At 48.3% G+C, this 21,973-nt stretch carries 16 protein-coding genes; 8 read left to right on the top strand and 8 right to left on the bottom strand.

What is annotated here, in order from left to right; all coding sequences use genetic code 11:
- The first annotated feature begins 165 nt into the window (after nt 1–165).
- Nucleotides 166–3,015 carry a two-component system sensor histidine kinase RcsC gene (gene rcsC / locus K0335_RS18335; RefSeq protein ID WP_046082658.1) on the top strand — a complete coding sequence of 950 codons (2,850 nt, stop codon included), beginning with the start codon at nt 166–168 and terminating at the stop codon, nt 3,013–3,015.
- An 83-nt stretch (nt 3,016–3,098) separates the two neighbouring features.
- Here rcsC and rcsB read toward each other — a convergent pair whose 3' ends face one another.
- A complete protein-coding gene (gene rcsB, locus K0335_RS18330) occupies nt 3,099–3,749 on the bottom strand; it encodes a response regulator transcription factor RcsB (protein WP_001061913.1) in 651 nt (216 codons plus the stop codon).
- 16 nt (nt 3,750–3,765) lie between these two features.
- The gene (rcsD, locus tag K0335_RS18325; protein ID WP_104919503.1) at nt 3,766–6,435 is read right to left on the bottom strand and encodes a phosphotransferase RcsD; all 2,670 of its coding nucleotides are present in this window, start codon (nt 6,433–6,435) and stop codon (nt 3,766–3,768) included.
- Between the two features lie 738 nt (nt 6,436–7,173).
- Here rcsD and K0335_RS18320 point away from each other — a divergent pair.
- From K0335_RS18320 to mqo, 6 genes are all read left to right on the top strand, one after another.
- On the top strand, nt 7,174–8,289 hold the full coding sequence (locus K0335_RS18320) for a porin OmpC (RefSeq protein WP_046081585.1): 1,116 nt from the start codon (nt 7,174–7,176) through the stop codon (nt 8,287–8,289).
- 122 nt (nt 8,290–8,411) lie between these two features.
- Nucleotides 8,412–9,467 carry an FAD:protein FMN transferase ApbE gene (gene apbE, locus K0335_RS18315; protein ID WP_104919502.1) on the top strand — a complete coding sequence of 352 codons (1,056 nt, stop codon included), beginning with the start codon at nt 8,412–8,414 and terminating at the stop codon, nt 9,465–9,467.
- 73 nt (nt 9,468–9,540) lie between these two features.
- On the top strand, nt 9,541–10,605 hold the full coding sequence (ada, locus tag K0335_RS18310; RefSeq protein ID WP_104919501.1) for a bifunctional DNA-binding transcriptional regulator/O6-methylguanine-DNA methyltransferase Ada: 1,065 nt from the start codon (nt 9,541–9,543) through the stop codon (nt 10,603–10,605).
- Entirely contained in the window at nt 10,605–11,255 is a 651-nt protein-coding gene (gene alkB / locus K0335_RS18305; RefSeq protein WP_000884976.1) for a DNA oxidative demethylase AlkB, read from the top strand. Before ada ends, alkB begins: the two co-directional genes overlap by 1 nt.
- Before the next feature lie 75 nt (nt 11,256–11,330).
- Nucleotides 11,331–12,974 (top strand): microcin J25 efflux ABC transporter YojI, encoded by a 1,644-nt coding sequence (gene yojI, locus K0335_RS18300; protein WP_104919500.1) that lies wholly within the window; start codon nt 11,331–11,333, stop codon nt 12,972–12,974.
- A gap of 225 nt (nt 12,975–13,199) precedes the next feature.
- On the top strand, nt 13,200–14,846 hold the full coding sequence (gene mqo / locus K0335_RS18295; protein WP_000758036.1) for a malate dehydrogenase (quinone): 1,647 nt from the start codon (nt 13,200–13,202) through the stop codon (nt 14,844–14,846).
- A gap of 82 nt (nt 14,847–14,928) precedes the next feature.
- Here the strand turns inward: mqo and glnQ are convergent, their stop codons facing one another.
- From glnQ to rhtA, 5 genes are all read right to left on the bottom strand, one after another.
- On the bottom strand, nt 14,929–15,651 hold the full coding sequence (gene glnQ / locus K0335_RS18290) for a glutamine ABC transporter ATP-binding protein GlnQ (RefSeq protein ID WP_000569085.1): 723 nt from the start codon (nt 15,649–15,651) through the stop codon (nt 14,929–14,931).
- A complete protein-coding gene (glnP, locus tag K0335_RS18285) occupies nt 15,648–16,307 on the bottom strand; it encodes a glutamine ABC transporter permease GlnP (RefSeq protein WP_001159057.1) in 660 nt (219 codons plus the stop codon). The genes glnQ and glnP overlap by 4 nt, the downstream gene beginning before the upstream one ends.
- A gap of 93 nt (nt 16,308–16,400) precedes the next feature.
- Entirely contained in the window at nt 16,401–17,147 is a 747-nt protein-coding gene (gene glnH, locus K0335_RS18280; RefSeq protein WP_000843549.1) for a glutamine ABC transporter substrate-binding protein GlnH, read from the bottom strand.
- 405 nt (nt 17,148–17,552) lie between these two features.
- The gene (gene dps / locus K0335_RS18275; protein ID WP_000100800.1) at nt 17,553–18,056 is read right to left on the bottom strand and encodes a DNA starvation/stationary phase protection protein Dps; all 504 of its coding nucleotides are present in this window, start codon (nt 18,054–18,056) and stop codon (nt 17,553–17,555) included.
- A 288-nt stretch (nt 18,057–18,344) separates the two neighbouring features.
- Nucleotides 18,345–19,232, bottom strand: a complete 888-nt coding sequence (gene rhtA, locus K0335_RS18270; protein WP_104919499.1) for a threonine/homoserine exporter RhtA — start codon at nt 19,230–19,232, stop codon at nt 18,345–18,347.
- Nucleotides 19,233–19,582: 350 nt separating this feature from the next.
- On the opposite strand from rhtA, the gene ompX reads away from it, so the two are divergent.
- Nucleotides 19,583–20,098, top strand: coding sequence for an outer membrane protein OmpX (gene ompX, locus K0335_RS18265; protein ID WP_002431641.1), 516 nt, complete (start codon nt 19,583–19,585; stop codon nt 20,096–20,098).
- Between the two features lie 67 nt (nt 20,099–20,165).
- Here the strand turns inward: ompX and K0335_RS18260 are convergent, their stop codons facing one another.
- The gene (locus K0335_RS18260) at nt 20,166–21,749 is read right to left on the bottom strand and encodes a phosphoethanolamine transferase (protein WP_002431640.1); all 1,584 of its coding nucleotides are present in this window, start codon (nt 21,747–21,749) and stop codon (nt 20,166–20,168) included.
- Nucleotides 21,750–21,973: the final 224 nt, after the last annotated feature.

The following is a 21,973-nucleotide window of genomic DNA, read 5'->3' as shown; positions in this document are numbered from 1 at the left end:
CAGAGTATCCGGATTATTATCAGACAAACGACGATTATCAGAGGTTAAGGTGATGATTTCTCGGCGGTGTATCATATTCCAGAGAAGAGAGAACATTGCGGTAACACACTTTTCCCGCTACCTTAACCACACAACATTGATTATCTGAGGCGGAGCTTCGCCCTTTTGAAATATCTTGCTTCCTTTCGCACTACTCTGAAAGTTTCGCGCTATTTATTCAGAGCGCTGGCGTTATTGATCTGGCTGCTGATCGCTTTTGCTTCGGTGTTTTACATCGTAAACGCCCTGCATCAGCGGGAGTCAGAAATTCGCCAGGAGTTTAATCTTAGCTCGGACCAGGCGCAGCGGTTTATTCAGCGTACTTCTGATGTTATGAAAGAGCTGAAATATATCGCTGAGAATCGTCTTACATCTGAGACTGGGGTGATTTCTTCGCGTGGTCGTGACGACAAAGTCGATGTTCCAACTTTTGAGCCGCTGTTTGAAGATTCTGACTGTTCAGCAATGAGTAACGTCTGGCGTGGTTCGCTGGAATCGCTGGCGTGGTTTATGCGTTACTGGCGTGATAATTTTTCTGCAGCCTACGATCTCAACCGGGTTTTTCTGATTGGCGGCGATAATTTGTGCATGGCGAATTTTGGTCTGCGCGATATGCCGATAGAACGCGACAGTGCATTAGAGGCACTGCATGAGCGGATTATGAAATACCGCAACGCGCCCCAGGATGAAACCGGTAATAACCTGTTCTGGATTGGCGAAGGGCCGCGTCCTGGCATTGGTTACTTCTACGCTTTAACACCTGTCTATCTGGCAAATCGTTTGCAGGCACTTCTGGGCGTTGAGCAAACCATTCGTATGGAGAATTTTTTCACTCCTGGTAGTCTGCCGATGGGAGTTACCATTCTTGATGAAAACGGCCATACCCTGATTTCCCTGACCGGACCGGATAATAAAATTAAAGCTGAGCCGCGCTGGATGCAGGAGCGTTCCTGGTTTGGTTATACCTCTGGCTTTCGTGAACTGGTGTTGAAAAAGCATCTACCTCCTTCATCATTAAGCATTGTTTACTCTGTTCCCGTCGATCAAGTGCTGGAACATATCAGAATATTGATCCTGAATGCGATTTTACTCAATGTACTGGTCGGGGCAGCGCTATTTACCCTGGCACGCATGTATGAGCGGAGGATCTTTATTCCGGCAGAAAGCGATGCCCAGCGACTGGAAGAACATGAGCAGTTTAACCGCAAGATTGTGGCTTCCGCACCGGTAGGGATCTGCATTTTGCGGACCATTGATGGTGTCAATATTCTGAGTAATGAACTGGCGCATACTTATCTCAATATGCTAACTCATGAGGATCGCCAGCGGCTGACACAAATCATTTGCGGCCAACAGGTAAACTTTGTTGATGTCCTGACCAGTAACAACACTAACTTACAAATCAGCTTTGTGCATTCGCGCTATCGCAATGAAAACGTAGCGATTTGTGTGCTGGTGGATGTATCCTCGCGTGTCAAAATGGAGGAATCACTCCAGGAGATGGCACAGGCAGCAGAGCAGGCGAGTCAGTCTAAATCTATGTTCCTTGCTACTGTCAGTCATGAATTACGCACGCCACTGTACGGCATTATTGGCAACCTGGATTTATTGCAAACTAAGGAGTTACCGAAGGGGGTTGATCGTCTGGTGACGGCAATGAATAACTCCTCCAGTCTGTTGTTAAAAATCATCAGCGATATTCTCGATTTCTCGAAAATTGAATCAGAACAGTTGAAGATTGAGCCACGGGAGTTTTCACCCCGTGAAGTAATGAACCACATCACTGCCAACTATTTGCCGTTGGTAGTGCGTAAACAGTTAGGGCTGTACTGTTTTATTGAACCGGACGTTCCTGTCACGCTGAACGGTGATCCGATGCGTCTACAACAGGTGATTTCTAACTTGTTGAGTAACGCCATTAAATTTACTGATATTGGCTGCATAATTTTGCATTTAGCGCGTGACGGCGATTATCTCTCCATTCGTGTACGCGATACTGGCGTCGGGATCCCAGCCAAAGAAGTAGTACGCCTGTTCGATCCTTTCTTCCAGGTGGGGACGGGAGTGCAGCGTAATTTCCAGGGCACCGGACTGGGGCTGGCGATCTGTGAAAAATTGATTAACATGATGGATGGCGATATTTCTGTAGACTCAGAGCCCGGTATGGGCAGCCAGTTTACGATTCGTATTCCATTGTATGGCGCGCAGTATCCGCATAAAAAAGGTGTTGAGGGGCTGGCAGGAACACGTTGCTGGCTGGCAGTCCGTAACGCTTCGTTGTGTCATTTCCTCGAAACCAGTCTCCAGCGTAATGGTGTAGAAGTGGTGCATTATCAGGATCAAACTCCAGCGCCTGAGGATGTGCTCATCACTGATGATGAAATCAAAGAACCCTGGGCGGGAAGGGCCGTTATCACTTTCTGTCGTCGTCATATCGGGATGCCTCTTGAACGCGCGCCGGGTGAATGGGTCCATAGCGTGGCAACCCCCCATGAATTACCTGCGTTGCTGGCACGTATTTATCGCGTTGAGCTGGATGACGAAGAGTTAGGTACCTCGTTGCCAGTGGCAGATAAAGCCACAGACAGCAACGATGACATGATGATCCTGGTGGTAGATGATCATCCTATTAACCGTCGCTTGCTGGCCGATCAACTGGGATCTCTGGGTTATCAATGTAAAACCGCTAATGACGGCGTGGATGCGCTTAATGTAATAAGCAAGAACGCGATTGATATCGTACTGAGTGACGTCAATATGCCAAATATGGATGGTTATCGCCTGACGCAGCGTATTCGCCAGTTAGGGCTGACATTACCCGTGGTTGGCGTTACGGCTAACGCTTTGGCAGAAGAGAAACAGCGTTGTCTGGAATCGGGAATGGACAGCTGTTTATCGAAACCGGTAACGCTGGACGTGCTGAAACAAACGTTGGCCATTTATGCGGAGCGGGTCAGGAAAACGCGGGGAACGTAGGCGGCAGTCAGACTTAAAGCTTAAAATATGAGGCCGGATAAGGTGTTAGACCTTATCCGGCGCTAAGGGAGTAGCGGGCAATATTAATCTTTATCTGCCGGGCTTAACGTCACAGAAGAGAGATAGTTCAACAGAGCGATATCATTTTCAACGCCCAGTTTCATCATTGCCGATTTTTTCTGGCTACTAATGGTTTTAATACTGCGATTCAGTTTCTTGGCGATTTCTGTTACCAGGAAACCTTCTGCAAACAGGCGTAGAACTTCGCTTTCTTTCGGTGACAAACGCTTGTCGCCGTACCCACCCGCACTGATTTTCTCCAGCAGACGGGAAACGCTTTCCGGGGTAAATTTCTTGCCTTTTTGCAGTGCTGCCAGCGCTTTCGGCAGGTCGGTTGGCGCGCCTTGTTTCAGTACAATCCCTTCAATATCGAGATCTAAAACTGCACTCAGGATCGCCGGATTATTGTTCATGGTCAGAACAATAATAGAAAGACCTGGGAAGTGACGCTTTATATATTTAATTAAGGTGATCCCATCACCATATTTATCTCCAGGCATGGAGAGGTCGGTAATCAACACATGCGCATCCAGTTTAGGCAGGTTGTTGATTAATGCTGTTGAGTCTTCAAATTCACCGACTACATTCACCCACTCGATCTGCTCAAGTGATTTGCGAATACCGAACAGTACAATCGGATGGTCATCGGCAATAATAACGTTCATATTGTTCATGTATTAGGCTACCTTGCTACAGCAAGCTCTTGACATAAGAGTCAATGTCGCTGATGTATTTTTCTATACCTGGAGCATCTTTTTCACGAATGAGATGTTCCAGCGTTTCACATAACTGCTTGCCGGGTACCAGATTTAGCATGGCAAACACGCCTTTCAGACGATGAGCCGTTTGAGCCAGCGCAGCAAAATCACTGACAGCTGCCTCAGTATACAACCTCTTAACATCATCCGGTACTGTGTCTACAAAGAGCGAATAGTAGCCACTGGCATGAAGTTCGGCATTCTCATCCCCGCCGAGTGGCGACTCTGGAATATCTTCCTGCGCCAGTTGCTCTTCAATAAGTTGTAGAACAGCCTCCTGCATAGCGTTGCTCATATTAAAGTTGACGCGTAGTTGACCGGGGCCAATTTTTCGTACGCCAGACTCATCATCGCTTAAAAGTACGCCTGAGGATGTAAGATTAGACGGATTATCAGTTAAAAAGAGATCATATTCTTGACTTATCAGTCTTTCATCTGGAGTGATGCACGTAGCACCCCAGTTTTCCAGTTGCCTAAGCACGATGTTACGAACTTCGTTTGAAGTGACATCTACCATAACGCAGACATCATCCAATAGACGTTCTTCTATTTCCATATGTTCATCGTGCGGAGTCATTTTAACATGAATGGTGTAGCGTGTACCCAATGCTTCTCGCGCTTTAATATTTAAATGGCCACCTAATTTGCGAGCCAACTGATCACAAAGCCAGAAAGTCAGAGGATCTGCACTGCCATAACGGTCACTTTGTGTCTGATTAATAAACGGGAAATGCAGATTATCAATTTCACTCAGCGTGACACCTTCACCTGTATCAAGAATACGGAAGGTGAGGCGTTCTTCTGATGATTCATCTTGATCAACTTCGAGGGTAATTTTACCAATTTGCGTGGAAGTCACCGCATACTGCATCAATAACAGCAAAATACGCCGCAGAGCATCACGGTCGCCCCTGCGTTGGTCGTTGGCATGCAGGCGATTGTTGATCAGTAGCTGCAGCCCCTTACGTTTTATGGCTGGAAGCACTTCAGGCACGACTTCATCGATCAAGTCCTGCACGGAAAAAAGAACGGATTCACTTTTCCAGCTGTCGTTTTCCAGCATATTTGCCAGTTGAATTTCGTCTACCAGACGCACCAACTGGTCGGCGCGATCCGTCAGCAACTGGCTTTCTGCTGTCTCGATTTTCGCTGCAGTTTCAGCCAACGCGCGAACAGGCTCCTTCAGGGCATTGCCGATATTGTTCATAAAGGCAGCACGCCCCTGCTGATTCTTCTCATACAGACGTTGCGCCTGCTTGAGTTTTTTATTCACCAGCACTTCCCGGTCCTGATCACGAATAATAAAAATCTGCGTATGCGGTGTGACCTGGCTACGGAACAGACGGATCTCATACAATTCATTATTAATTGTCGCCTGGATGATCCCCTGATGTTGTTCCGCCATACTGGTAATATTTTGCAGATTCAAATGAGGCAGTAAATGGTCGGCGATTTTGTTGCTAATCAAGGTACGATTAGCTTCCTGGTCGTGTACCAATAGCCCCAACGGTAGCAGAGAAACAATCTCTTCATTTAGGGCCCGTAAGACACGCAATTCGTTACTTATTACCGGAGAAGGCGTGGTTTCACCACTTTTCCCGGCATAGTGACGAAAAGTGGTGAATCCAAAAACGGCCAGCACCAACAGACCAATATTCAAAAGCAGCGGCAAAAATATATTTTGCAGGGTATCAAGCAGCAACGTGCCATAAGGAACCTGCCATACCAGACGCATATCGGTGGAATTTAATGCCGAGGAGATTTCGATTTTGGAACTGTTAAAACTGATGCTGACGCTATCGGGAGTGTCTTTATCATTGGTGGTTGCCCCCGTGGAGGTCACATCAGGTTCCAGGCGGAAACTGTCCAGTGGCATTCCTGGGGGAATTAAATCATTGATGGGTAAATCGAAAGCCACTACTGTTGCCAGATGCCCAGGCTGATTGAAAGTGGTTCGCAAAGTAAAGTAATGACCGTTCTGCCAGGTCAAATGGCGTAAAGCAGAAAAGCTTTCACGTTCGTCGAGGGCGTTCGCTTGTTGAAGCATTTCGGCGCGACGCGAATCGACAATGCTATCAATCGTTGATTCTTTAAAACCGGAAGAGAGATCTTTAAGTGGTAACGTTGAGATCAAAATCAGACTGTTATCCTGGCCGTTAAGATAGTACATCGACCACGGCACGTTTTCAGCACCCCATAGCGTGTCGAGATAAGTCGACATCCTTTGGGTCATCTCTAAAGTTGCGCTGTCATGAGAACCAAAGATCAGGGCTTCGGTTTTACGCCGAGGCTTCTCCAGGTAATAAACATCTTGTTTTAACCGAGTTTCCTGTAAACCTTCACCACCGGAAGGGGTAGTTGTTGCAGCAATGCTGTCATAAATCTGCCAGGTAACATACCGCCAGGTATCTACTCGCTTCTGAATAGCATGGGTGATATCAACAATTTGATAACTTTTATCTTTGAGCCAGGCGTTTACAGCGCTCTGCACCATCACGCCCATCGTCACCAGCAACACTATGATCAATAGTAAAAAGAAACGGGTAATGCTTCCCGGCAGAAGGGAGAATCGGGATGTAGCCGTTGTGTCAGACTGACTCATTGGTGTTGGTGACCTGTTAAAAACATCGTAAAAGTGAAAAGCAGTATAAAGGCTATGAGATGAATTTCCACACCCTCTGAACACAACGGGAGTGATATTTATCAGTAATATTAATGAGCTGCCCTGTGATTGGGATATGTACAAATTTCGTTCTGGTGTACAAATAAAGAACAGAACGAATAAGAAAATATATGAAAATAACAAGAATTATTAATTAGTTTTAACATTCGTGACATATTGCGAAATAGTTAATTACTGTAACAGTTTTGCAGGGGTAGCATATGCGGGAAAATTATGTGTAAAGAAAGGTAAAAAAAACCGGATGCGAAGCATCCGGTAGAAATAGGGGTAAACAGACATTCAGATATGAATGACGGTAATAAATAAAGTTAATGATGATAGCGGGAAATATTTTAGTTGCGAGTGAAGGTTCTGTTTTGACATTCAGTGCTATGAAATAAAGTTGCGTAATATACTGATTATAAAAGATTTGAAATATTTTCTTCAGAAAATTGCTTATTTTTTGATTTTTTGAGTGATTGAAAAAAGTTCCATGATATTTACATTTTGAAACACCTATGTAGAACTATGAAACATTTTAAAAGTTTTAGTATCATATTCGTGTTGGATTATTCTGCAATTTTAAGGAGAATGAAGTTGCCGGCTGATTAATGAGGGTTAATCAGTAAGCAGTGGCATAAAAAGCAAATAAAAGGCATATAACAGAGGGTTATTAACATGAAAGTTAAAGTACTGTCCCTCCTGGTACCGGCTCTGCTGGTAGCAGGCGCAGCAAATGCGGCTGAAATTTACAACAAAGACGGCAACAAATTAGATCTGTACGGCAAAGTAGATGGTCTGCACTATTTCTCTGACGACAAGTCTGTAGATGGTGACAAAACCTACATGCGTATCGGCTTCAAAGGCGAAACTCAGGTTACTGATCAACTGACCGGTTATGGTCAGTGGGAATATCAGATCCAGGGCAATGCTCCGGAAAGCGAAAACAACTCCTGGACCCGTGTAGCATTCGCTGGTCTGAAATTCCAGGACGTTGGTTCTTTCGACTATGGTCGTAACTACGGTGTTGTTTATGACGTAACGTCCTGGACTGACGTGTTACCAGAATTTGGTGGTGACACCTACAGCTCTGACAACTTCATGCAGCAGCGTGGTAACGGCTTCGCGACCTACCGTAACACCGACTTCTTCGGTCTGGTTGATGGCCTGAACTTTGCTGTTCAGTACCAGGGTAAAAACGGTAGCCCGTCTGGCGAAGGTATGACTGGTGTGACCAACAATGGTCGTGATGTTCTGGAGCAGAACGGTGACGGTGTTGGTGGTTCTATCACTTATGACATTGGTGAAGGCTTCAGCTTTGGTGGTGCGATCTCCAGCTCCAAACGTACCGCAGAGCAGAACAATTATGGCATCGGTAACGGCGATCGTGCAGAAACCTACACTGGTGGTCTGAAATACGACGCTAACAACGTATACCTGGCTGCTCAGTACACCCAGACTTACAACGCAACTCTGGCTGGTGATTTAGGTTGGGCGAACAAAGCTCAGAACTTTGAAGTGGTTGCCCAGTACCAGTTCGACTTCGGTCTGCGTCCTTCTGTAGCTTACCTGCAGTCCAAAGGTAAAAACCTGAATGCCAACATCGCTGGTCGTACTTACGACGACGAAGATCTGCTGAAATATGTTGATGTTGGTGCTACTTACTACTTCAACAAAAACATGTCGACCTATGTTGATTACAAAATCAACCTGCTGGACGACAATAACTTCACCCGCGCTGCTGGCATCAACACTGATGACATCGTAGCTCTGGGTCTGGTTTATCAGTTCTAATCTCGATTTCTGTTGACCAAAGGGCCTGCGGGCCCTTTTTTCATTGCTTTTTCATACTCTTCAACGCACAAATGCTGATTTTTGGTGTACTCTTGCGCCCGTTCGCATGAGGATAATCACGTATGGAAATAAACTTTGCTCGTGTGGCGCTGTTAGCAGCGGCACTCCTCTTTGTTGGCTGTGATCAAGCCCCGAAATCCACTAAAGTCTCATCTGCAGACGTTACGGTACTGGAAGGTAAAACCATGGGTACTTTCTGGCGTGTCAGCGTGGTGGGCATTAATGAGAAACGCAGTAACGAGTTGCGTAATCGCATACAGACACAACTGGATGCAGATGATCAGTTGCTCTCAACATATAAAAAAGATTCGGCACTGATGCGTTTTAACGATACTCACAGTCTCTCTCCCTGGCCGGTAAGTGAAGCGATGGCTGATATCGTCACCACTGCAATACGAATTGGCGAAAAAACTGAAGGGGCAATGGATGTCACCGTGGGGCCATTGGTTAACCTTTGGGGATTTGGCCCCGATAAACAGCCCGTGATGATCCCCTCGCAGGAGCAAATCGACGCTGCAAAAGCGAAAACTGGATTGCAGCATCTGACGGTGATTAATCAGTACCACCAGCAATATCTGCAAAAAGATCTGCCAGAGCTATATGTGGATCTTTCCACCGTGGGAGAAGGTTATGCGGCGGATCATCTGGCACGCTTGATGGAGCAGGAAGGCATTTCCCGCTATCTGGTGTCGGTGGGCGGCGCGCTGAACAGCCGTGGTATGAACGCTGAAGGCCAGCCGTGGCGGGTAGCGATTCAAAAACCGACCGATCAGGAAAATGCGGTTCAGGCCGTGGTGGATATCAACGGTCATGGCATTAGCACCTCTGGCAGCTACCGTAACTATTACGAACTGGACGGCAAACGTCTTTCTCATGTTATCGATCCGCAAACCGGGCGTCCCATCGAACACAATCTGGTATCCGTGACGGTGATTGCTCCGACGGCGCTGGAAGCCGATGCCTGGGATACTGGCTTAATGGTGCTCGGACCGGAGAAAGCGAAAGAAATTGCTCGTCGTGAAGGACTGGCGGTCTATATGATCACCAAAGAAGGCGATAGTTTTAAAACCTGGATGTCGCCGCAGTTTAAAAGCTTCCTGGTGAGCGAAAAAAATTAAAGCGCAAGATTGTTGGTTTTTGCGTGATGGTGACCGGGCAGACTAAAGGCTATCCTTAACCAGGGAGCTGATGATGAAAAACGCCACATGCTTAACTGACGATCAACGCTGGCAATCTGTCTTAGCCCGCGATCCGAACGCCGACGGCGAATTCGTTTTCGCCGTGCGGACCACGGGTATCTTTTGCCGACCGTCTTGCCGTGCCAGACATGCCTTGCGGGAAAACGTCTTCTTCTACGCGGACGCCAGCGAGGCGCTTGCCGCTGGCTTTCGCCCCTGCAAACGTTGTCAGCCAGACAAGGCCAACCCCCAGCAACATCGCCTTGATAAAATTACCCACGCCTGCCGACTTCTGGAACAGGAAACGCCTGTAACGCTGGAAGCCTTAGCCGACCAGGTGGCGATGAGTCCATTTCATCTGCATCGGTTGTTTAAAGCGACTACCGGAATGACGCCGAAAGCCTGGCAACAGGCCTGGCGCGCTCGCCGTTTGCGCGAATCACTGGCGAAAGGGGAGAGCGTGACGACGTCCATTCTTAACGCCGGATTCCCCGACAGCAGCAGTTACTACCGCAAAGCCGACGAAACGCTGGGCATGACGGCTAAACAATTCCGTCACGGTGGCGAAAATCTGGCGGTGCGTTACGCGTTGGCTGATTGTGAGCTGGGCCGGTGCCTGGTGGCAGAAAGCGAGCGGGGGATTTGCGCGATATTACTGGGCGATGATGACGCGACATTAATCAGCGAGTTGCAGCAGATGTTTCCCGCTGCCGACAACGCGCCTGCCGATGTGACGTTTCAGCAACATTTGCGCGAGGTGATCACCAGTCTGAATCACCGCGACACACCGCTGACGTTACCGCTGGATATTCGCGGCACCGCTTTTCAGCAACAAGTCTGGCAGGCACTGCGCACGATACCTTGCGGTGAAACAGTCAGTTATCAGCAACTGGCTAACGCCATCGGCAAACCGAAAGCGGCACGTGCCGTTGCCAGCGCCTGTGCCGCTAACAAGCTAGCTATCGTTATACCTTGTCATCGGGTGGTCCATGGTGATGGCACACTTTCCGGTTACCGCTGGGGCGTGTCGCGCAAAGCGCAACTGCTGCGCCGCGAATCTGAAAATGAGGAGAGGTAATGTTGGATCTGTTTGCCGATGCTGAACCGTGGCAAGAGCCACTGGCGGCTGGTGCGGTGATTTTGCGCCGTTTTGCTTTTAACGTTGCGGAACAACTGATCCGCGATATTAATGACGTTGCCAGCCAGTCGCCGTTTCGCCAGATGGTCACTCCAGGCGGTTATACCATGTCGGTGGCGATGACCAACTGTGGGCATCTGGGCTGGACGACCAATCGGCAAGGTTATCTCTATTCGCCCATTGATCCGCAAACAAATAAACCATGGCCCGCCATGCCGCATAGTTTTCATGATTTATGTCAACGTGCGGCGACGGCGGCGGGCTATCCAGATTTCCAGCCTGATGCTTGCCTCATCAATCGCTATGCCCCGGGCGCGAAACTGTCGCTGCATCAGGATAAAGACGAACCGGATCTGCGTGCGCCAATAGTTTCTGTTTCTCTGGGCTTACCCGCGATTTTTCAATTTGGTGGCCTGAAACGAAATGATCCGCTCAAACGTTTATTGCTGGAACATGGCGATGTGGTGGTATGGGGCGGTGAATCGCGGCTGTTTTATCACGGCATTCAACCGTTGAAAGCGGGCTTTCATCCACTCACCGCCGACTGCCGCTACAACCTGACATTCCGTCAGGCAGGTAAAAAAGAATAAAAATAAGAATTATTATTGCTGTGCGCGCGGAGATGTTTAAACTGCGGGCTGTAATTCATTGTCCGGGTTTTCTGCATGGAACTTCTTGTACTTGTCTGGCGGCAGTATCGCTGGCCATTTATCAGTGTGATGGCGCTAAGCCTCGCCAGTGCGGCATTAGGCATTGGCTTAATTGCTTTTATCAATCAGCGCCTTATCGAAACGGCGGATACCAGTCTGCTGGTGTTGCCAGAATTTCTGGGTTTATTGCTGCTGCTAATGGCAGTGACTCTGGGATCGCAACTGGCACTTACTACGCTGGGCCATCACTTCGTTTACCGATTGCGTAGCGAATTTATCAAGCGGATTCTGGATACCCATGTCGAACGTATTGAACAACTGGGCAGCGCCTCACTGCTGGCAGGGTTAACCAGCGATGTGCGCAATATCACCATTGCTTTTGTTCGCCTGCCGGAACTGGTGCAGGGGATCATTCTCACTATCGGTTCGGCGGCGTATCTGTGGATGCTGTCGGGCAAGATGTTGCTGGTAACGGCTATCTGGATGGCGGTCACCATCTGGGGCGGTTTTGTGCTGGTGGCGCGGGTTTACAAACATATGGCGACCCTGCGCGAGACCGAAGATAAGCTGTACACGGATTTTCAAACTGTACTCGAAGGGCGCAAAGAGCTGACTCTTAACCGTGAACGCGCCGAGTATGTGTTTAACAACCTCTACATTCCTGATGCGCAAGAGTATCGCCACCATATTATCCGCGCAGACACCTTCCATCTTAGTGCCGTGAACTGGTCAAACATCATGATGCTGGGCGCAATCGGGCTGGTGTTCTGGATGGCGAACAGTCTCGGTTGGGCAGATACCAACGTTGCTGCAACCTATTCGCTAACGCTGTTGTTCCTGCGTACGCCGCTGCTTTCGGCGGTTGGTGCGTTGCCGACGCTACTGACTGCGCAGGTGGCGTTCAACAAGTTGAACAAATTCGCACTCGCGCCTTTCAAAGCGGAGTTTCCGCGCCCGCAGGCGTTTCCCAACTGGCAAACGCTGGAGCTGCGCAACGTGACGTTTGCTTATCAGGATAACGCATTTTCCGTTGGGCCGATTAACCTCACCATTAAACGTGGCGAACTGCTGTTTCTGATTGGCGGCAACGGTAGTGGCAAATCGACGCTGGCAATGTTGCTGACGGGCTTGTACCAGCCACAAAGTGGCGAAATTTTGCTGGATGGAAAACCTGTCAGCGGCGAACAACCGGAAGATTATCGCAAACTGTTTTCGGCAGTGTTTACCGATGTCTGGCTGTTTGATCAACTGCTGGGGCCGGAGGGAAAACCGGCTAATCCACAACTGGTTGAGAAGTGGCTGGCACAACTGAAAATGGCTCATAAGCTTGAGTTAAATAACGGGCGTATTCTTAACCTCAGGTTATCGAAAGGCCAGAAAAAACGAGTGGCGCTGTTGCTGGCTTTGGCAGAAGAACGAGATATTATTCTGCTTGATGAATGGGCGGCGGATCAGGACCCGCATTTCCGTCGTGAGTTTTATCAGGTACTGTTGCCGCTGATGCAGGAGATGGGTAAAACCATATTCGCCATTAGTCATGACGATCATTACTTTATCCACGCTGACCGCCTGCTGGAGATGCGCAGTGGGCAACTGAGTGAACTGACGGGTGCGGAGCGTGACGCAGCTTCCCGCGACGCAGTTGCACGTACTGCGTGATGTTCTGTTCCAGCCTGGCGGCGTTCTGCCGGCGTTCTGCCGGCAGGTAAATATCCTGAAAATTCCGCCTTTGCAATGCCCTTATAATTTATCAACGAAATTATAATGTTTCAAAAATGGAATATAATTTATAAACAATATTTAAATATTGTTGCTTAAGTGTTACCGTTGATGCCGCGCAAATATCACCTGCAATAAAGTGACTAAAAGTAAGGCATTAACAATATGAAAAAAGTGACTGCCATGCTCTTCTCAATGGCCGTGGGGCTTAACGCCGGATCTGCGGCGGCAAAGGCGAAAGCGTCCGAGGAGCAGGAAACTGATGTACTGTTGATTGGCGGCGGCATCATGAGCGCCACATTGGGGACCTATTTACGGGAGCTGGAACCGGAATGGTCGATGACCATGGTGGAGCGCCTGGATAGTGTAGCTCAGGAGAGTTCGAACGGCTGGAATAATGCCGGAACCGGGCACTCGGCGCTGATGGAACTGAACTACACCCCACAAAACGCCGACGGCAGCATCAGCATTGAAAAGGCAGTCGCCATAAACGAAGCATTCCAGATTTCCCGCCAGTTTTGGGCACACCAGGTCGAACGTGGTGTGCTGCGAACCCCACGTTCATTTATTAATACCGTTCCACATATGAGCTTTGTCTGGGGCGAGGATAACGTTAACTTCCTGCGCGCACGTTATGCGGCACTACAACAAAGTTCACTATTTCGCGGAATGCGTTATTCGGAAGATCACGAGCAAATTAAAGAATGGGCACCGCTGGTGATGGAAGGGCGTGATCCGCAGCAGAAAGTCGCTGCTACACGGACTGAAATTGGCACCGATGTGAACTACGGCGAGATCACCCGTCAGTTGATCGCTTCATTACAAAAGAAATCAAACTTCTCGCTGCAACTCAGCAGCGAAGTTCGGGCACTGAAACGTAATGGCGACAAAAGCTGGACGGTGACGATTGCTGATCTGAAAAACGGTACAGTTCATAACATCCGCGCAAAATTTGTCTTTATTGGGGCTGGCGGTGCGGCACTGAAACTGTTGCAGGAGTCAGGAATCCCGGAAGCGAAAGACTACGCTGGTTTCCCGGTGGGCGGACAGTTCCTTGTCTCGGAAAACCCGGACGTGGTTAACCATCATCTGGCGAAGGTTTACGGTAAAGCGTCCGTGGGCGCACCGCCGATGTCTGTTCCGCATATTGACACCCGAGTTCTGGATGGTAAACGCGTGGTGCTTTTCGGGCCATTTGCCACTTTCTCAACCAAATTCCTCAAAAACGGTTCGCTGTGGGATCTGATGAGTTCTACCACAACGTCAAACGTGTTGCCGATGATGCACGTCGGGCTGGATAATTTTGATCTGGTGAAATACCTGATTAGCCAGGTGATGTTAAGTGAAGATGATCGTTTTGCCGCACTGAAAGAGTACTATCCGCAGGCGAAAAAAGAGGACTGGCGTTTGTGGCAGGCAGGGCAGCGTGTGCAAATTATCAAGCGTGATGCCGACAAAGGCGGTGTGTTGCGTTTAGGAACTGAAGTGGTTAGTGACCAGCAAGGCACCATAGCCGCGTTGTTGGGCGCATCGCCGGGAGCGTCAACCGCGGCACCAATTATGCTGAATTTACTGGAAAAAGTGTTTGGTGATCGTGTCTCCAGCCCGCAATGGCAGGCCACGCTGAAAGCGATTGTTCCGTCTTACGGCAGTAAATTGAACGGTAATGTGGCAGCAACAGAACGAGAATTGCAGTACACCAGCGAAGTGCTGGGTCTGAAATACGACAAGCCGCAGGCTGCGGACAGCACGCCAAAAGCACAATTGAAACCGCAACCGGCACGCAAAGAAGTGGCAGATATTGCGCTATAAATATTTGTCCGCAGCGTTAAAACAAACCCTCACCGATTGGCGAGGGTTTGGCGTGTTGACCGGATGCAGCATTAACGTCTTATCAAGAGACGTGTTGTAAAAATTCCTGCAAACGCTGGCTTGGCGGGTTTTTAATCAACACTTGCGGGTTACCATCTTCAGCAATCCTGCCCTTGTCGATAAAGATCAGTCTGGACGCTACTTTCTCGGCAAAACCGATTTCATGGGTCACGATGACCATCGTCATACCTTCCTCAGCCAGATCCTGCATAACTTTCAAAACTTCATGGCGCAGCTCCGGGTCAAGCGCAGATGTTGGCTCATCAAACAGCATCATTTTTGGTTTTACTGCCAGCGCACGGGCGATAGCCACACGCTGTTGCTGCCCCCCGGAAAGCTCAGAAGGGTAGTGGTGAGCACGTTCTGCCAGCCCCACTTTTGCCAACAGGTCGCGTGCCAATTTTTCGGCATCTTCTTTTTTCGACCCGCGTACGCGCAGCGGACCAAACATGACGTTTTCCAGTGCCGTCAGGTGCGGGAAGAGATAAAACTGCTGGAACACCATCCCCGCTTCCTGACGAATCAGACGCTCGTCAACTTTCGGATCATTCACTTTCAGACCATCAACAATCAGGTCGCCGGAGGTAATTTCTTCCAGTTTGTTAATGCAGCGCAGTAGTGTCGATTTCCCCGAACCTGATGGCCCGATAATCACCACCACTTCACCCTGGGCTATGTTTAAATCGATGTTGTGTAGCACCTGGGTAGGACCAAAGTGCTTGGAGACGTTTTTAAATTCAATCACAGGATTTTCATCCTTCTTTCAAGACGACGCAGAATAAAACTCAGGACCAGGGTAATAATCAGATAGAACACCGCAACGGCGCTCCAGATCTCAAGGGCGCGAAAGTTACCGGCAATAATTTCCTGCCCCTGACGGGTTAATTCCGCCACGCCGATAACAATAAACAGCGAGGTATCTTTAATGCTGATGATCCACTGGTTACCCAGCGGCGGCAGCATACGGCGCAGTGCCAGCGGTAAAATGACGTAGCGAATGGTTTCCCAACGGGAAAGCCCGAGTGCCAGCCCCGCCTCACGAAAACCTTTATGGATCGACAGTACTGCGCCACGAGTAATTTCCGCAATATACGCGCCGGAGTTGATCATGATAGTGACCACCGCCGCCGTAAACGGATCGATACGCAGGTCGTTAAACGCCATCGGCAGGGCGAAGTAGATAAACATCACCTGGACAACAATAGGTGTGCCGCGGATCACTTCAATAAAGACCAGCGCGATGTGGTTGGCTATCCAACCACCGAAGGTGCGTGCAAAGCCTGCCAGCAGTCCAATCACCAGGCCGCCAGCCAGACCGAGGACAGAAATCCACAAGGTCATTTTGGCGCCTTCAATCAGAAGCGGAATAGCAGGCCAGATGGCACTCCAGTCAAACTGCATAGGTTGTTCCTGTTACCGTGGTGTCAATAATCAAATTTTCACAAGCCCGGTCAGCACAACGGCTGCCGGGCAAGACGTTGCAAAACAGCATTATTATTTCGGTTCAGTACCGAACCATTTTTTGTAGATTTCGTTGTAAGTACCGTTCTCGCGCAGAGTTTTTAACGCACCGTTGACTTTGTCACGCAGTTCGTCGCTACCTTTCGGGAAGGCAATGCCGTACTGCTGTGCTTCCAGAGAGTCACCTACAGCTTTGAACTGCCCGTTACCTGCGGTTTTGATGAAGTAGAGAATGTTTGGTGTGTCGTGAAGTACGGCGTCCGCGCGGTTAGTGCCCAATTCCATATAGGCGTTATCGATGTTCGGGAACTGACGCAGATCTTTGGTTTTGATATTTGCTTTTGCGTAATCAACAGAACCTGTGCCGCTCTTCACTGCAACTACTTTTCCGTCGAGATCTTTCACGCTTTTTACATCGTTGTTGTTGGCTTTTACCATCACTAACAGACCGCTTTTGTAGTAGCCGTCAGAGAAATCGATCGCTTTTTTACGCTCGTCGGTAATGGTGATACCAGCCAGCGCCAGGTCAACGTTTTTGGTTTGCAGCGCCGGAATAATACCGCTGAAATCCATCGGTTTAAGTTCATAATCCAGCTTTAGTTCTTTGGCGATGGCCGCCCATAAATCCACATCAAAGCCGACGTATTTGTCGCCTTGTTTAAATTCAAACGGAACAAAAGCGGTGTCCGTCGCCACAACCAGTTTTTTATCTGCGGCATGAGAAGAAACCGCAAAAGCCAGGGTAAGTGCAGCCAGTGAAACTTTAAATACAGACTTCATAGCATTTCCTTTTTTCTATCCACGGGACGATCCCCTGATTGACATTGAGCGTTATGAAAAAAACGTGCCAGTTTTACAACTTCTTGTTTTTACTGGATGCCTTTAGAGCGTTATGCACGATCATTGGGGCAAACAGCCGGGTATGCACCATCGCAGGGCACCATACTGGTGCATGAAAATCCTGCAAAAATCTCAAGGGTTATTTAGCGTAAAAGATGATGAAAAAACAATCTTTATGTAACCATTGTGTGATGGTGTTGATACAAAAAATTTACTTTATCAGATGTGAAGCGAGGACAGATGCACTAAAAAGGTGCATTGAGAGGAGAGACAGTAAAAAAACGGCCTCCTGAACAGGAAGCCGCAATTCTTACTCACTACAATCTTCATCCGTTAGCGACGGTTTTATTCGATATTTGATTCAATGAACCACAGGAATTTATCCAGGTCGCGGGAAGCGGCAGTCAGGATATCGGCGGTGTCGTCATCCTTCGCTTCGCCAATCGCTTTACGCACGTCATTAGCGACAATCGCGTAACGGTCAGCCAGCTCTTTCAGGTGATCCTGGACGTTATGGATGTCCAGCGGGTAGCTTTTCAGCGGAGTTTTGCTGTTGATAACCTGAGTAGTACCAAGGGCAACGCCGCCCAGTTGTACCGCGCGCTCAGCCATAGTATCCAGATGATCGATCAGTGCGGTACGGAAGCCATCCAGCATTTCGTGTACAGCAATAAAGTTAGCGCCACGCATATTCCAGTGCGCCTGTTTGGTGATCAAAGAGAGATCAATGAACTGGATTACCTGGCGATTCAGCAACTCAACTGTCGCTTTTTTCTCGCTGTCAGAGACATCGTTACGGGTATAAAGCAGATTGGTCGCTTTTGATTTAACTAATTTAGCGGTACTCATAATTTCATATCCTCTTGATGTTATGTCCCAGTAATTAACGAAACTAAGTATAGCACCGGCTATATGTTTCGCTATTCAGTCTGTTCCTATCACATTAATAGAATATACAGGCGTGCAAATGGTTAAGTTAACAATATCAAGAAGTTAAATTAAAATTATGGGAATGATTCTTAATTTGGTCACAATCAGGTTATCTTGCATAAATATGCGAGCCTTGCTCGGGAAATAGTGGAGTATATAAAGAGAAATATATCTGCATGGTTATGCAAACCATGCAGAAAAAGTTATTTAATTGACATCGATTTCTTTTATCTTGCTTGCCTGACGCATCGTCAGTGTCGATCCCATGGACGCCGCTATGATGGCACCAAGTGCCAGCAACTGCACAAGCGTCAGTGTTTCACCCAAAAAGATCATTCCGGAAATTGCCGCCAGCGCAGGCTCCATACTCATTAACGTACCAAAGGTACGAGTGGGCAGGCGGGTAAGGGCAATCATCTCCAGTGAGTAAGGCAGTGCCGTTGAGAGTACGGCAACTGCCAGGCCGAGTGGAATCACCGACCAGTGCCAGAGGGCTTCACCGGCCTGAATGGCACCAATTGGTACAAAGATCATTGCCGCTATCAACGACCCGATAGCCACGGTTGCCGGGCCATGCTCAGCGCCAGCGCGTTGCCCGGTAAGGATATAGATAGCCCAACAAGCACCTGCGCCCAGGGCCATAGCTGCACCTTTGAGATCGACATGCGATACATCCTGTCCCAATGGTAATAAAAACCACAGGCCAAGAACGGCCAATACGACCCAGATAAAGTCAACGGGGCGACGAGAAGAAAACAGTGCTACTGCCAGAGGGCCGGTGAACTCAAGCGCTACGGCAATACCCAGAGGCACTGTCTGAATGGCGAGATAAAACAGATAGTTCATTGCCCCCAGTGACAAGCCATAAAAGAGAAGTGGCAGCCGTTGTTCCTTCGCGAAACGCAGTCGCCAGGGCTTAAAAAAGGCAATCAGGATAAGTGTGCCCAACGCCAGGCGCAGAGCTGTCACACCCGGTGCACCCACCAGTGGAAATAACGATTTTGCCAATGAGGCTCCGCTCTGGATTGAGCTCATCGCCACCAGCAAAATCAAAATGGGTAACCAGACTGGTAGCTTACGTTTTGACCCTGGCATCCTTACTCCTGTTTATGTTCGTAGTGATAATCGCCAGGGAGTTTAATGGAAATACCTGATGACGGTTGAGTGTTTGTTGAAAAAAATTTTGCCAAATCTCCTAAAATGACTTTTTGTTGATGGATTAATAAGCTGCGTGATTAGGATTAATCTGGATGATGCACCATTGTAATTACGTATTTAAGGTGCTTTTATTGAGATAATTTCTTTAAATTTAAATGGTTAACAGCTTGTGGAAACGTTCTGTTACACGAAATGGCGCGTTAGACAGCGCAAATCGCAAAGAGTTTCCCATCAATATTTGATATATTTAAAACTTAGGACTTATTTGAATCACATTTGAGGTGGTTATGAAAAAAATTGCATGTCTTTCAGCACTGGCCGCAGTTCTGGCTTTCACCGCAGGTACTTCTGTAGCTGCTACTTCTACCGTAACTGGCGGTTACGCTCAGAGTGATGCTCAGGGCAAAATGAACAAAATGGGCGGTTTCAACCTGAAATACCGCTACGAAGAAGACAACAGCCCGCTGGGTGTAATCGGTTCTTTCACTTACACCGAGAAAAGCCGCACTGCACACTCTGGTGACTACAACAAAACCCAGTACTACGGCATCACTGCTGGTCCGGCTTACCGTATCAACGACTGGGCAAGCATCTATGGTGTAGTGGGTGTTGGCTACGGTAAATTCCAGACCACTGACTACCCGACCTACAAACACGACACCAGCGACTACGGTTTCTCCTACGGTGCTGGTCTGCAGTTCAACCCAATCGAAAACGTTGCGCTGGACTTCTCCTATGAACAAAGCCGCATCCGTAACGTTGACGTTGGCACCTGGATTGCTGGTGTAGGTTACCGTTTCTAATAATCACTTCGGTGATATAAAAAATCCGCCTCTTGTGGGCGGATTTTTTTTACAGCTATCAACAGAATTACGATTTGGTATCGAAAATATCAGCGCCCAGGTGAGTATAGTCCACCTTCTCGAGTTTGAAGTTGGTGATATAAACCGGTCCGGCATTGTGTTCAGAAATAAAACGATAATTTGGCTGGATTTCTTTCGCACTGATCCCCGTCCACTGCGAGAAAAAGCTCAGAAAATCATTCGCTGAACGGCGGGCTTTGATTTTGCGATGCGCTTTATCATCACTGGAAAGGACCATAAAAGGCACCTGAAAATTTTGCTGGAATTTATCGTCATGGGCCAGATACTGTACTTCTTTTCCACGCTCTTTAAACGCCAGTCCGTGGTCGGAGAAATAGACCATCGAGAAACTCTCGCCACTATTGCGTAGTTGATCGTAGATTTTTTTAAGCAAATCATCTGTTTGCTTAATACTGTAGAGATAGCAGGATGTCTCTTTTGACTGCACAAAGGTTTCATATTTTCCTTGTGTACGGTCACAAGCTTGCGGGTGTGAGCCCATTAAATGCAGAACAATCAGCTGCGGCTGTGAGCGGTCAGTTGCCAGCACTTGTGCTGTCATCTGCAGTAAATCTTCATCACGACTATTTTTATCTGCTTCAAAATCGCCATTTTTCAGAAAATGGACTTCATCCGCGCGTTTGGCGATGCTGGCAATTGCGGTGTCATATTCACCAATTTGCCCCTGGTTGGAAAACCACCATGTCTGGAAACCTGCCCGGTTCGCCAGAGTGACAAAGTTGTCCTGATATTGTGGTTTACCATCGACGACACGGTTAAGTGTCAAACCAAGAGATTTTTGTGTGGAGCCGCTGGCAGCGACGTAATCAGTAAACAAGTAGCCGTTAACGCTACTGGCGAAAGGCGTGTTATCCCAATGACCGCCAAAGGCACCAAGCGCATCACGACGGACACTCTCGCCAATGACCACCACGTAGGTATGATATTTTGGTTTGACGGCAGTAACAGTCCAGCTATCTTTCATGCCTGCAAGTTTCGCCATCCGCTCCTGCTCTTCAATGACCTCGTTATTATTAACGATGACATCCTTAGCAAAACGAAATACCGGATAGCCTGTATCTTTCAGTTTAAAGACGCCACCCCAGGCCAAATTTTGCAAGGGCGCTACAAAGAAAGCGGCCACGCTAAACACCAGACACAGGCTGTCGAATTTATTCCAGCGTGCTTTTTCTGCTTCTTTTTTACGACGCAGGGCAATCACCCCAAGGGCAAAAATAAACACACCTATCAGGTAGCTGTACCACGGAAAAATGGTCAGCATCTCGGTGGACTCTTCCATATTCGTGGAATGTAGCGCCAGCAGAGTGTTGAAGTTTGGTGCGCCGTAGGTCTGCGCAAAGGGAAAATAGCAAGCAGCGACCAGTGAGCAGATACCGATCACCCCTTTTTGCAAACGAGGAACTGTCCGCCAGAGCAGTAATAAAATAGCGGTGAATGCAACGGTATATAGCAGACTAAATGGATAGCCCAACCCAAGGTTAATTAACAGAGACTGCAAAAAGTAAAACCCGGTCCACGGGCTTAAAACCCGGCGACGGGAGATTAGAGACTCTTTCAGAGTTAAATTCATATGCCAGTATCGCAAAAACGCCATGTGCTAACCCTGGCGCCAAGGGTCAAAACCTGCTGAGAGTGCGTGAAGAGGGGATTGGGTCCGCATCTGCGAGCCGCATATTACGCAGGGCTGCGCAAAGATAGAGCGAGCCGCTGTTAAGGTCAACTGTTGGCAGTAAATCTTTTGCGAAGAAGTTAGCAAAACCGATAAAAAGTGTGGCTATTAGCAACAGTTTAAGA

The organism is Escherichia sp. GZ89 (assembly GCF_019366485.1).
Classification (GTDB): Bacteria; Pseudomonadota; Gammaproteobacteria; order Enterobacterales; family Enterobacteriaceae; genus Escherichia; species Escherichia fergusonii.
The sequence above is the reverse complement of the archived record's forward strand: the minus strand, read 5'-3'. Positions and strand labels throughout refer to the sequence as shown.